9 protein-coding genes are annotated in these 13,031 nt (G+C 72.0%); 2 read left to right on the top strand and 7 right to left on the bottom strand.

Annotation, left to right across the window (positions count from 1 at the left end; translation table 11 throughout):
* Nucleotides 1–88 precede the first annotated feature (88 nt).
* Nucleotides 89–664: a TetR family transcriptional regulator gene (locus GA0070621_RS25465; RefSeq protein WP_091200486.1), complete on the bottom strand. Its 576-nt coding sequence runs from the start codon at nucleotides 662–664 to the stop codon at nucleotides 89–91.
* A gap of 228 nt (nucleotides 665–892) precedes the next feature.
* Between GA0070621_RS25465 and GA0070621_RS25460 the strand changes: the two genes are divergently transcribed.
* A complete protein-coding gene (locus tag GA0070621_RS25460) occupies nucleotides 893–2,200 on the top strand; it encodes a D-arabinono-1,4-lactone oxidase (protein ID WP_091200484.1) in 1,308 nt (435 codons plus the stop codon).
* 262 nt (nucleotides 2,201–2,462) lie between these two features.
* Here GA0070621_RS25460 and topA read toward each other — a convergent pair whose 3' ends face one another.
* The 6 genes from topA to GA0070621_RS25430 all read right to left on the bottom strand — a co-directional run bounded on the left by topA (nucleotide 2,463) and on the right by GA0070621_RS25430 (nucleotide 10,326).
* Complete coding sequence (gene topA, locus GA0070621_RS25455; RefSeq protein ID WP_091200482.1) at nucleotides 2,463–5,225, bottom strand: type I DNA topoisomerase; 2,763 nt, start codon at nucleotides 5,223–5,225, stop codon at nucleotides 2,463–2,465.
* Between the two features lie 376 nt (nucleotides 5,226–5,601).
* Entirely contained in the window at nucleotides 5,602–6,210 is a 609-nt protein-coding gene (locus tag GA0070621_RS25450; RefSeq protein ID WP_091200480.1) for a hypothetical protein, read from the bottom strand.
* The gene (locus GA0070621_RS25445; RefSeq protein ID WP_091200478.1) at nucleotides 6,201–6,740 is read right to left on the bottom strand and encodes a hypothetical protein; all 540 of its coding nucleotides are present in this window, start codon (nucleotides 6,738–6,740) and stop codon (nucleotides 6,201–6,203) included. The genes GA0070621_RS25450 and GA0070621_RS25445 overlap by 10 nt, the downstream gene beginning before the upstream one ends.
* 124 nt (nucleotides 6,741–6,864) lie before the next feature.
* Nucleotides 6,865–9,219 (bottom strand): sodium-translocating pyrophosphatase, encoded by a 2,355-nt coding sequence (locus GA0070621_RS25440; RefSeq protein WP_091200475.1) that lies wholly within the window; start codon nucleotides 9,217–9,219, stop codon nucleotides 6,865–6,867.
* A 316-nt stretch (nucleotides 9,220–9,535) separates the two neighbouring features.
* The gene (locus tag GA0070621_RS25435; RefSeq protein WP_091200473.1) at nucleotides 9,536–9,970 is read right to left on the bottom strand and encodes an ATP-binding protein; all 435 of its coding nucleotides are present in this window, start codon (nucleotides 9,968–9,970) and stop codon (nucleotides 9,536–9,538) included.
* Nucleotides 9,970–10,326 carry an STAS domain-containing protein gene (locus GA0070621_RS25430; RefSeq protein WP_091202845.1) on the bottom strand — a complete coding sequence of 119 codons (357 nt, stop codon included), beginning with the start codon at nucleotides 10,324–10,326 and terminating at the stop codon, nucleotides 9,970–9,972. Before GA0070621_RS25430 ends, GA0070621_RS25435 begins: the two co-directional genes overlap by 1 nt.
* 112 nt (nucleotides 10,327–10,438) lie before the next feature.
* Between GA0070621_RS25430 and GA0070621_RS25425 the strand changes: the two genes are divergently transcribed.
* Entirely contained in the window at nucleotides 10,439–13,030 is a 2,592-nt protein-coding gene (locus tag GA0070621_RS25425; protein WP_407940315.1) for a DEAD/DEAH box helicase, read from the top strand.
* Nucleotide 13,031: the final 1 nt, after the last annotated feature.

Raw genomic sequence — 13,031 nt, 5'->3', positions numbered from 1 at the left:
CCTCGGGAACCCGCCGCTGCTCGTTCCGCCCGGTCGCCCCCGGGCGTCGCACCGTTTCACACCGCCGGCACCGGGCCGGACGGCTGACTCAGCCCGGCTGGGCCACCTCCGTCCGGGCGTCGACCTGCCGGTGCAGATACTCCCGGACCAGCGCCTTCGCCTCGGCCAGCACCCGCTCGTCGCCCTCCGCACGGCGCCGGAACGCCAGCTTGATCAGGGCGTCGGCCGCCTCCACCGCGACCTCCAGATGGAACCGGAGGTCGGGTACGTCGGCCAGGCCGAACCGTTCGGTGAGCAGCCGGGCGAGTTGGTCGGCGATCACGCCGTTGTTGTCCCGCTGCTCGTCGAGCAGGTGCATGTCGACCACGTCGCCGAAGTGCAGGGTACGGAACCCCGGGACGGTGCGGTGCATCGTGATGTACTCGTCGATCGCCGCGTCGACGCCGTCCCACCAGTGGGTCAGGTCGTCGGAGGCGAACCGCTCGTCGAGCCGCTGGAGGTAGGACTCCATCGTGCGCAGGGTCAACGCCTGCACGATCGCCCGCTTGTCCGGGAAGAACTGGTAGACCGAGCCGATCGCCACCTCTGCCCGCTCGGCGAGCAGAGTGGTGGTCAAGCCCTCGTACCCCACCTCGTCGACGAGCTCGGCGCAGGCGTCCAGCATCCGCTGGACCCGCGCGACACTTCGACCCTGCACCGGTACCCGGCGCAACGGCCCGGTCGTGGCGGCTGGTGTGGACACTCGGCGCCACCCCCCTTCGACGGATATGAACATATCTAGACGTCACCAGACGGTGACTACCGGTACAACGAGCGGAACCCCGATTGCGGTATTTACCAGGCACAACGTTCCTGATATGAATTCAGTTCGTATTCATGTCGAGGAGCGTCCATGTCCGGTACGCCAGCCGTCTGGTCCAACTGGGCCGGCAATCAGCGCAGCACCACCGCCCTCGTGGCGCGTCCCCGGACCGTCGCCGAGGTCGTCGAGGCGGTCGGTGCCGCCGCCGACGCCGGCCGGACCATCCGCGCGGTCGGCAGTGGTCACTCGTTCACCGGGGCGGCCCTGACCGACGGGCACCGGCTCGACCTGTCCGACCTGGACACCGACGTCACCGTCGACACCGCCCGTCGGCTGGTCACCGTACCGGCCGGGATGACCCTGCACGCCCTCAACGAACTGCTCGCCACCCACGGCCTGGCCCTGCCCAACCTCGGCGACATCGACGCGCAGACCGTTGCCGGGGCGCTCTCCACCGGCACCCACGGTACCGGTGCGCGGCTCGGCTGCCTCTCCACCTTCGTCACCGCGCTGACCCTGGTCACCGGCACCGGCGAGGTGCTGCACTGCTCCGCCGACGCGCACCGCGACGTCTTCGCCGCGGCCCGGGTCGGGCTCGGCGCGGTCGGGGTCCTGGTCGAGGTCACCCTGCGTTGCGTCGACGCCTTCGTGCTCCGCGCGCACGAACAGCCGGCGGCGCTCTCCACCGTGCTCGCCGACCTGCCGTCGCTGGTCGGCGAGCACGACCACGCCGAGTTCTACTGGTTCCCGTACACCGCGCGGGTCCAGGTCAAGACCAACGACCGGGTGCCCGCCGACGACCGGCCGCTGCCCCGCTGGCGCGGCTGGCTCGACGACGAGTTCCTGGCCAACAGCGTCTTCGCCGGAGCCTGCCGGCTGGGCCGGGCCGTGCCGGCGCTCGTACCGGGGATCAGCGCGGTCTCCGCCCGGGCGCTCACCGAACGCACCTACACCGGCCGATCCGACCAGGTCTTCTGCACCCCGCGCCGGGTCCGCTTCGTGGAGATGGAGTACGCCCTGCCCCGCGCCGTCCTGCCGGCCGCGCTCGACGCGCTCCGGCGGATCGTGGACGGGCTGCCGTTCAAGGTGCTCTTCCCGGTCGAGGTGCGGTTCACCGCCGCCGACGACATCTGGCTCTCCCACGGGTACGGGAGGGACTCGGTCTACCTCGCCATCCACCAGTACGTCGGCATGCCCTTCGAGCCGTACTTCCGGGCGTTCGAGGAGGTGGCGACGGAACTGGGCGGCCGGCCGCACTGGGGCAAGCTGCACTACCGGGACGCGGCGTCGCTCGCCCCGGCGTACCCGAGGTTCGCCGACTTCCTGGCGGTCCGCGACCGCCTCGACCCCAACCGGTTGTTCACCAACCCCTACCTCACCCGAATCCTCGACGCCTGACCACATTCGTCAGCTGTCCACAGGGGGTGGCGTGTGGGCGGATGGTGGTGAGGATGGGAGGGTGTGTGGGGCGAGGAAAGGGCAGGGCCGCGGCTGGGGCTGGCGCTGCATGCGGACGAGCTGACCTGGTTGTTGTTCCACCAGGAGGACGTGCTCAGTCTCAAGCAGGCTCACCGCTGCTGGCCCGGCCGAGCGCCCAAAGATCTTGGTACGTATCCGCCCCTCCCAGGGCAGGAAAGTACCAAGATCTCCTCGGATTCCCTTATGGGGTCTTTTTGGTTGTGGCCTTCTTGGCGGGGGTGGTCTTCTTCGCCGCCGTCTTCTTGGCCGCCGTCTTCTTGGCCGGGGTGGCCTTCTTGGCCGCCGCCTTCTTCGGCGCCGGACCCTTCGCCCGCTTCTCGGCGAGCATCTCGGAGGCTTCCTCCAGGGTCAGCGCCTCCGGGGTCTGCCCGCGCCGCAGCGACGCGTTGGTCTCCCCGTCGGTGACGTACGGGCCGAACCGGCCGTCCTTGATGACCAACGGCTTCTCGGTCAGCGGGTCGGCGCCCATCTCCCGCAGCGGCGGCGCGGCGGCCCGGCGCTGGCGGGTCTTCGGGGCGGCCAGCAGGGCGAGCGCCTCGTCCAGCGTGACGGTGAACATCTTCTCTTCCGAGTCCAGCGAGCGGAACTCGTCACCGCGCTTGACGTACGGGCCGTAGCGGCCGTTGTTGGCGAACACCTCGACCCCGTCCGGCGCCACCCCGACCAGCCGGGGCAGGCTGAGCAGCTTGAGCGCCTCGTCGAAGGTGAGCGCGTCCGGCGACTGCGAGCGCAGCAGCGAGGACCGGCGCTCCCCGCTGGCCACGTACGGGCCGAACCGGCCGGACTTGAGCACGATCGGCTCGCCGGTGGCCGGGTCGTCGCCGAGCTTGCGCTCGCCCCCGCCGCCGAGGAACAGCTCGTGCACCTTCTCCGGGGTCAGTTCGTCGGGTGCCAGCCCCTCCGGGATCGGCGCCCGGTCACCGTGGGCACCGCCCTCCTCGCCCTCACCGGCGGGCGTGGGCTGCTCGCCCGGCAGCGCCCGCTGGAGGTACGGCCCGTACCGGCCGACCCGGACCACGACCTCGCGCCCCTCGTCGTCGGTGAAGAGCGGGATCGAGTTGACGCTGCGCGCGTCGATGTCGCTGAGATTTTCCGTCACCAGCTTCTTGAGGCCCCCGGCGTGGGCGATGGCCTGGTCGCCGGTGCCGTTGGTGCTGCCGAAGTAGAACGAGGTGAGGAAGTCCACCGCCGCGTGGTCGCCGCCGGCGATCTCGTCCAGCTCGTTCTCCATGCTGGCGGTGAAGTCGTAGTCGATCAGGCGCGGGTAGTGCCGCTCCATCAGCCCGATCACCGCGAACGCCAGGAACGACGGGATCATCGCCTGGCCGCGCTTGACGACGTACCCGCGGTCCTGGATGGTCTGCATGATCGACGCGTACGTCGACGGACGGCCGATGCCCAGCTCTTCGAGGGCCTTGACCAGCGACGCCTCGGTGTAGCGGGCGGGCGGCTGGGTGTGGTGGCCCTGCGCGGCCAGTTCCTCGGCGGTCAGCGGCTGGTCCTTGACCAGGGTGGGCAGCCGCCGCTCGGCGTCCTCGGCCTCGGCGTTCTCGTCGTCGCTCGACTCGACGTACGCGCGCAGGAAGCCCGGGTCGGTGATGGTCTTGCCGGTCGCGCCGAAGTCGGCCTCCTCCTGCGCTGAGGAGACCGCCCGGATCCGCACCGAGACGCTGGAGCCGACCGCGTCGGTCATCTGCGAGGCGATGGTGCGCCGCCAGATCAGCTCGTAGAGCTTGAACTCCTCGGCCGACAGCTCCTTGGCCACCTCGCCCGGGGTGCGGAAGTTGTCCCCCGCCGGGCGGATCGCCTCGTGCGCCTCCTGCGCGTTCTTCACCTTGCCGGTGTAGCGACGCGGCTCCGGCGGCACGTTGCGCTCGCCGTACAGCTCGACGATCTGCCGGCGGGCCGCCGCGATGGCGGTCTCCGACAGGTTCACCGAGTCGGTACGCATATAGGTGATGTAGCCGTTCTCGTAGAGCCGCTGCGCGGTGCGCATCGTCTGCTGCGACGAGAACCGCAGCTTGCGGGCCGCCTCCTGCTGGAGGGTGGAGGTGATGAACGGCGCGTACGGGCGGCGGCGGTAGGGCTTCTCCTCGACCCGGGTGACCGTGAACGGCCGCCCCTCCAGGCGGGCGGCGAGCCCCCGGGCCCCGCCCTCGTCGAGGTGCACCACGCCCGCGCCGGCCTTCACCCGGCCGGTGGTCGGCTCGAAGTCCTTGCCGGTGGCGATCCGGTCGCCGTTCAGCGCGATCAGCGTGGCGTTGAATCCGCGCGGCCCGTCGCCGGGGTTCGCCACCGCGAGGCTGGCCAGGATGTCCCAGTATTCGGCGGTGCGGAACGCCATCCGCTGCCGCTCCCGCTCGACCACGATCCGGGTCGCCACGGACTGCACCCGGCCCGCCGAGAGCCTCGGCATGACCTTCTTCCACAGCACCGGGGAGACCTCGTAGCCGTACAGCCGGTCGAGGATGCGCCGGGCCTCCTGGGCGTCGACCAGGTCCCGGTCGATCTCGCGCGGGTTGGCCACCGCGGCCTGGATGGCCGGCTTGGTGATCTCGTGGAACACCATCCGCTTGACCGGCACCTTGGGCTTGAGCGTCTCCACCAGGTGCCAGGCGATCGCCTCGCCCTCGCGGTCCTCGTCCGTCGCCAGGAAGATCTCGTCGACCTCCTTGGCCAGCTTGGTCAGCTTGCTGATCTGCTGCTTACGGTCCGGCGAGACCACGTAGAGGGCGTGGAAGCCGTTGTCGACGTCCACCCCGAGCCGCGCCCACGGCTCACCCTTGTACTTGGCCGGCACGTCGGCCGCGTTGCGGGGCAGGTCCCGGACGTGGCCGAAGCTGGCCTCCACGACGTACCCCGGGCCGAGGTAGCCCGAGATCGTCTTGGCCTTCGCCGGTGACTCGACGATGACCAGACGGGTGGTTCCAGCGTTGCTCGGCACGTCTCTCTCCGACCTCACTCCTGCGTTCGGCCCGCGCCCGGGCCGTCTTGCCCACTGCCTGTTTCGGGCAGTGTCGCACCAGCCGGACCACCGGCGGTCCGGATGTCCAACGTAACGCGCCGCTCGCGCTCCGGGTTTCGTGGGCGGCAAACGATCTGGTTCGGGCGACTGCCGGCCGGCTCGCGCGGCGACACCCGCCGGACGGCGTCACCGTACACCGTGGGTAGGGCGTCGAGCGGGTCACTGTGACGATCACGCACCCTCGGGCGAACCGACACCGGTCCGTTTTCCTGGGCAAACCTCCACGCGGAGGTGTCCGGGATCGGACAGCCGGTGGGGTTGCGCTCAGGTCAACCGCCGACCAGGGGCCACGGCGTCACCCGGCGCCGGGCCACTCGGCGGCCGGCGCGGCCCGGGGACGGTCACCCACCAGCTCGGCCAGCCGGGCCATTCGCCGCCGCCCGGTGATCCGGTACGCGGGCCCGCCCTCGTCCGGCTCCACGAACGCCGCCGGCAGCCCCACCGCGGCGAGCGCGGTCCGTACCCGGGGCCAGCACTCCTCGTCGGCCGAGCCGAGGCCGAGCTGGAAACCCGCCGGATCGGACAACCCGGCGGCGGCCAGCCAGAGCCGCAGCCGGCGCCCGTTGAGGTGGAAACCGGCCGGGGGCCGCTTCGCCGCGCCGCGCAGCCAGGCCGTGGCGAGCGGGGCCAGCGTGGTGGCGTACGCGGTGCGGACCAGGTGCCGGCCGTCGTCGGTCGGCTCCCAGCTCGCCGCCACCCCCCGCGCGTCCAGCTCGGCCACCAGCACGTGCACCCGCCAGGCCGCCGCCACCACCACCGAGATCCGGGCGGTGCCGCCCATCCGGACCAGCTCCGCCGGCCCGGCGAGCAGGCCGGCCAGGTCCGCCAGGGACGGGTCGGCCGCCTCGGTGGAGAACAGCGAGGGCTGGCGGATCGGGTTCGGGGATGGTGGCGTCAGCGACACTCCGGGACCTCGTCGAAGGCCTCTTTGAGCTCTGGTGAGTTGAGCTTGCTGGTGTCCAGCGCGCTCGCGGCGTACTCCTTGTTGAGGGTGTCCACCGCGGCCCGCACCCCGTCGTAGAAGGGGCCCGGCTGGGCGGTGTCCAGCCCGTCGATGGCGGCCCGGGCCCGACCGTACGCGTCGCGTACCTTGCTCAGCGAGGCGCGGAACCCGGCGGAGATCTCCTCGCCGTGCTCGGTCTCCGGCACGCCGGCCTGTTCGACCTTGCGCCGGGCGGTCTCGCTGGCCTGCTCGGCCCCGGCGAAGAGCCGGACCAGGTTCTCCTTGGCCTGCGCCGGGGTGGTCCGCGCGGTCATCTGCTGCTGGGTGCTGCTGGTCAGCTTGTTGATCTCGGCGCGCCACGGGGTGAGCGCCTGGCAGACCGACGCGGCCCAGGCCCGGGGGCTGGGGCCGCCGCACCCGGCGAGGACGAGACCGAGCGTGGCCAGGACCACCGTGAGCTTTCCGGCGGTTGCCGCCCGGCGCGTACGCATGCGAAGCAGCGTACGGCCTTCCAATGGAAGAACCAGCGGTCAGGTTTCGGGCACGGAACCACCGAACGGGCCGGTTCCCGGCCGGCGGGGCCGCCGACCGGGAACCGTCACCGTCTCACCGATCTCAGGCGCTGACCGGCTCCACCCGCTCTTCCGGGGTGCCCGCGTCGGCGTCGTCACCGGACTCGGCCATCGCCACGCCCTTGCGCTTGCTGAACACCACGGCCGCCACGATGACCAGGGCGGCCACCAGGGCGATCGTGATCCGCAGGGCGGTGTTCTTGTCCGAGCCCACGCTCCAGGCCACCACGGCCGGCGCGATCAGCAGCGAGACCAGGTTCATCACCTTGATCAGCGGGTTGATCGCCGGACCTGCGGTGTCCTTGAACGGGTCGCCGACGGTGTCACCGATGACGGTGGCGGCGTGCGACTCGGAGCCCTTGCCCCCGTACGCGCCGTCCTCCACCAGCTTCTTGGCGTTGTCCCAGGCGCCACCGGAGTTGGCCAGGAAGACCGCCATCAGCGTGCCCGCCCCGATCGCACCGGCCAGGTACGACGCGAGCGCGCCCGGGCCGAGGCCGAAGCCGACCGCGATCGGCGCCATGATGGCCAGCAGGCCGGGGGTCATCAGCTCGCGCTGCGCGTCCCGGGTGCAGATGTCGACGACCTTGCCGTACTCGGGGCGCTGGGTGCGGTCCATGATGCCGGGCAACTCGCGGAACTGCCGGCGTACCTCCATCACGACGGCGCCGGCCGAGCGGGAGACCGCGTTGATGGCCAGGCCGGAGAAGAGGAAGACCACCGCCGCGCCGACGATCAGGCCGACCAGGTTGCGCGGGTTGGCCACGTTGAGCGCGTTGAGGATCTCGGCGCCCACGTCGCCCACGCCCGCGTCCGAGTACGAGCTGCGCAGCGTGTCGGTGTACGAGCCGAACAGCGCGGTCGCGGCCAGGACCGCGGTGGCGATCGCGATGCCCTTGGTGATCGCCTTGGTGGTGTTGCCGACCGCGTCCAGCTCGGTCAGCGTCCGCGCGCCGTGCTCGTCGATGTCGCCGGACATCTCGGCCACGCCCTGGGCGTTGTCGGAGATCGGGCCGAAGGTGTCCATCGCGACGATCACGCCGACGGTGGTGAGCAGGCCGGTGCCGGCCAGCGCGACCGCGAACAGCGACAGGGTGATGGAGCTGCCGCCGAGCAGGAACGCGCCGAAGACTCCGGCACCGATCAGCAGCGCCGAGTAGACCGCCGACTCCAGGCCGACGCTGATGCCGGCGAGGATGACGGTGGCCGCGCCGGTCTGCGAGCTCTTGCCGATGTCCTGCACCGGACGCCGGTTGGTCTCGGTGAAGTAGCCGGTGAGCGCCTGGATCGCGGCGGCCAGCACGATGCCGATCAGCACCGCGCCGATGGCGACCAGCCGCGGGTTGCGGTCGACGTCGGTCAGCCCGCCCGCCAGCTCGCCGAAGGTCGCCGGGAGGTAGGCGAAGGCCGCGACCGCCACCAGCACCGCGGAGATCAGCGCGGAGAGGAAGAAGGCCCGGTTGATCGCGGTCAGGCCGTTGCGGTCCGTGGCCCGCAGCCGGGTGATGAAGACCCCGATGATCGCGATGATCGCGCCGATGCCGGAGACGATCAGCGGGAAGACCAGGCCCTCCTCGCCGAACGCGGCCCGGCCCAGGATCAGCGCGGCGACCAGGGTGACCGCGTACGACTCGAAGAGGTCGGCGGCCATGCCGGCGCAGTCGCCGACGTTGTCGCCCACGTTGTCGGCGATGGTGGCCGCGTTGCGCGGGTCGTCCTCCGGGATGCCCTGCTCGACCTTGCCGACCAGGTCGGCGCCGACGTCGGCGGCCTTGGTGAAGATGCCACCGCCGACCCGCATGAACATGGCGAGCAGCGCGGCGCCGAAGCCGAAGCCCTCCAGCACGGTCGGGGCGTCGCCCTTGTAGAGGATGACGACCAGCGCGGCACCGAAGAGACCGAGGCCGACGGTGAGGAAGCCGACCACGCCACCGGTCCGGAAGGCGATCTTCATGGCGCCCTCGCGCCCGCCTTCCCTCTCCCGGGCGGCCGCGGCGACCCGCAGGTTGGCGCGGGTGGCCAGCCACATGCCGGCGCCGCCGATGAACGCGCTGAATCCGGCGCCCACCACGAAGAACGCCGACCGGCCGATCTTCACCAGGGTCTGGTTGCCGTCGGTGTCGTGCACCGGCAGCAGGAACAGCAGCACGACGGCGATGACCACGAAGATCGCCAGGGTGCGGAACTGCCGGAGCAGGTACGCCGACGCGCCCTCCTGCACAGCCCCGGAAATCTCCTGCATGTTCTTCGTGCCCGTACCGGCTGCCAGCACCGCCTTGGTCAAGGTGGCGGCGAAGACGAGTGCCACCAGCGCGATGACCGCGGCGATGACGACATACGTCATGTTGGCTCCGGTAAGGGACAGAGCGCCGCCGTCGGCGGCCAAGGTCCCGGACATCTATGTCCTCCTGTACCGAACACTCGCGTCGATCGGTGGAGACGCACGGATCGACGCCTGGATGCGGACTCGCAAGCGTGCGCCAACCCACCCCGGCGGACCAGCGATGAACACCCATTCCCGCTGGCTGCGGGACGGATCACTTGCTGATAACCCGGGTACTGTAGCCCTCTGGCGTGTTGAGGGTCACACCGAGGGGGCACCGTGTCCCGATGATCTTCGTCGCTGTGTTATGCGAAAATTTCTGATATATGGCCCCGGCAGCACGACGAGGCCGCGCTCCCGGGCGGGAACGCGGCCTGCGAACAGGTTCAGGTCAGCGGCCGACCGGCCACACCATCCGGACCTCGGTGCCGACGCCCTCGTCGACCGGGCGTACCTGGAGGTCCTCGACGAAGCCGGCGAGCAGGGCGAAACCGACGCCGGTGGTCAACGCGTCCTCGCTGAGCGACTCCTTGGCCAACTCGTCGGGAGGCAGAGCGGCGAGACCGATGCCCGCCTCGATCGGGGCCCGATCCACCACCCGGACCGCGTACGCCCCGTTGTCGGACATCTCCACCAGCACCGGGTCGGACAGCCCGTACTGCCGGTGCAGGGCGACCGCCCGGGTGCACGCCTCACCGATCGCCAGGCGCACCTCGTCGAGCAGGTCCTCGCGTACGCCCGCGCGGCGGGCCACCGCGACACCGACCAGGCGGGCGGTGCGGACGTGCACCGGAGCCGGCGAGAAGGAGAGCTTGACCGTCGCCATCACGCGCCGCTGCCGGTCGGGTCGGCGTCGATCGCCGCGTCGACCGTGGGATGCAGCGGAAAGACCTGGTCCAGCGCGGTGATCCGGAAGATCTTGAGCAGCGGCTCCTTGTCGCAGACCAGGGCGAAGGAGCCACCGGCCGAGCGGAGCCGCTTCAGCGCGCCGACCAGCACGCCGAGGCCGGTCGAGTCGAGGAAGTCCACCCGCCCCAGGTCGACCACGACCCGGCGGGCACCGCCGTCGATCAGTTCGAGGAGCCGCTCCCGCAGGCGTGGCGCGGTGTACACGTCCACCTCACCGCCGACCTCGAGCACCGTGTGCTCCCCCACGGTACGGGTCGCCAGCGACAGCTCCATCGGTCCCTCCTCGGTAAGCTCTCCTGGGCATCTAACCATCTCCGCCGGAATGCCCGTGTTCACCGGCCGAGGCTCTCTTACCCAGGCCCCCCGCGTTTCATCACCCCCGACCGTGTTCCCGAAGGTGCAGGACGTGACCATCGACGACTTCAGCTCGGCGAGTCCGCCGCCGCGCCACGACCTGAAGCCGCCGTCCGACCGTCTGCCGCCGCCCCGCGACCCGAAGCCGCCGTCCGCAGCCGCCGGTTCGGCGCGCGGCGGCCCGGGGCTACCGCCGGGCGAGCTGCTTCGCCGGCTGCGCACCCGGCACGCCGCCGACCCGGTCACCCACGTCGAGCGGGTGCCGGCCCGCGCCGGGCAGCCGGCCCCGTGGCCGGCGTGGACCCCCGAGGAGCTGCGGGCGGCGTTCGCCCGGCGCGGGGTGGTCGCCCCGTGGCGGCACCAGGCCGAGGCCGCCGAGCTGGCGTACGCCGGGCAGCACGTGGTGGTGGCCACCGGGACCGCGTCCGGCAAGTCGCTGGCGTACCAACTGCCGGCGCTGGCCACGCTGCTCGCCGACCCGCGCGCCACCGTGCTCTACCTGGCCCCGACCAAGGCGCTCGCCGCCGACCAGTTGCGCGCCGTCGCCGACCTCGATCTCGACGGGGTACGCCCGGCCTGCTACGACGGGGACACCCCGCGCGCCGAGCGGGAGTGGATCCGCCAGCACTCCCGGTTCGTGCTGACCAACCCGGACATGCTGCACCACGGCATCCTGCCCGGGCACGCCCAGTGGTCCGGGTTCCTGCGCCGGCTGGCATACGTGGTGGTCGACGAGTGCCACACCTACCGTGGCGTGTTCGGCTCGCACGTGGCGCACGTACTGCGTCGGCTGCGCCGGCAGTGCGCGAGGTACGGCGGCCGCACCCCCATCCAGGCGCTCGCCAGCTCGCGCGGCACCCCCGCGCAGGCGCTCCCCGGCCCGCGCGGCACCTCGGGTCCGGCGAGCGCCGGCTCGCCGGTGTTCGTGCTGGCCTCGGCGACGTCGGGCGACCCGGCGGCGGCGGCCGAACGGCTCACCGGCCTGCCGGTCACGGCCGTCACCGAGGACACCTCGCCGCGGGGCGGGGTGACCTTCGCGCTGTGGGAACCGCCGCTGCTGCCCCCGTCCTCGGCGGTCGAGGAGATCGCGGACCTGGCTCCGGTCCGGCGGTCCGCGCTCCGGGAGACCGCCGACCTGCTCGCCGACAGCGTCGTCGAGGGGGTCCGCACGCTCGCCTTCGTCCGATCCCGGCGCGGCGCCGAGGTGGTCGCCGCGAACGCCCGACGGTCGCTGGACGAGGCGGTGCCCGGGCTGGGTGACCGGGTGGCCGCCTACCGGGCCGGCTACCTGCGGGAGGAGCGGCGCGAGTTGGAACGCGCGCTGCTGCACGGCGACCTGCTGGGGCTCGCCTCCACCAACGCCCTCGAACTCGGCGTCGACCTGGTCGGGCTGGACACGGTGCTGATCTGCGGCTGGCCCGGCACCCGGGCGTCGCTCTGGCAGCAGGCCGGGCGGGCCGGACGCTCCGGCGACGAGGCCCTCGCGGTGCTCGTCGCCCGGGACGACCCGCTCGACACCTACCTGGTGCACCACCCGGAGGCGCTGTTCGGGCGGCCCGTCGAGGCGACCGTGCTCGACCCGGCCAACCCGTACGTGCTCGCTCCGCAGCTCGCCTGCGCCGCGTTCGAGGCCCCGCTCACCCCGGCCGACCTGGAACTCTTCGGGGCGGGAGCGAAGGAGGCGGTCGACTCGCTGGTCGAGGCCGGCGCCCTGCGGCAGCGGCCCACCGGCTGGTACTGGCGGCACCGGGAACGCCCCGAGGTCGACCTGCGCGGCGAGGACGGGGCACCGGTATGCGTGGTCGAGGCGTCGACCGGACGGCTGCTCGGCACCGTCGACGGCGGCTCCGCGCACTTCCTCCTCCATTCCGGCGCGGTCTACCTGCACCAGGGCGTCTCGTACGTGGTCGACTCGCTCGACCTCGCCGACGGGTGCGCGCTGGTGCACGCCGAGGAACCGGACTGGTCCACCCACGCCCGGGACGTCACCTCGCTCTCCGTGGTGTCGGTCCGGTCGTACGTGGACGCCGGGCCGGTCGGGCTCTTTCTCGGCGAGGTGGACGTGACCAGCCAGGTGGCGTCGTACCAGCGACGGCGGATCGCCACCGGCGAGGTGATCGACACCCGGCCGCTGGACCTGCCCGCCCGCGAGCTGCGTACCGTGGCCGTCTGGTTCACCCTCTCTCCGGAGTCCCTGGCGCTTGCCGGCGTGGAACCCGCCGACGTCCCGGGTGCCCTGCACGCCGCCGAACACGCCGCGATCGGCCTGCTGCCGCTGATGGCGACCTGCGACCGCTGGGACATCGGTGGGCTGTCGACCGCCGTGCACCCGGACACCGAGGCGCCCACCGTCTTCGTGTACGACGGCCACCCCGGCGGTGCCGGCTTCGCCGAACGGGCGTACGGGACAGCGGCGGCCTGGCTGCGCGCCACCCGCGACGCGATCGCCGAGTGCGGCTGCGAGTCGGGCTGCCCGTCGTGTGTCCAGTCCCCGAAGTGCGGCAACGGCAACAATCCGCTCTCCAAGCCCGGGGCGGTCCGGGTCCTCGACGTGGTCCTGGCCAACCTGGCGGCGGCCGACGCCTGCGCGGCATCCACCAGGTGCTCAACGCCTGGGCGATGAA

Origin of the sequence: Micromonospora narathiwatensis (genome assembly GCF_900089605.1) — a bacterium.
Lineage (GTDB): Bacteria > Actinomycetota > Actinomycetes > Mycobacteriales > Micromonosporaceae > Micromonospora > Micromonospora narathiwatensis.
The sequence above is the reverse complement of the archived record's forward strand: the minus strand, read 5'-3'. Positions and strand labels throughout refer to the sequence as shown.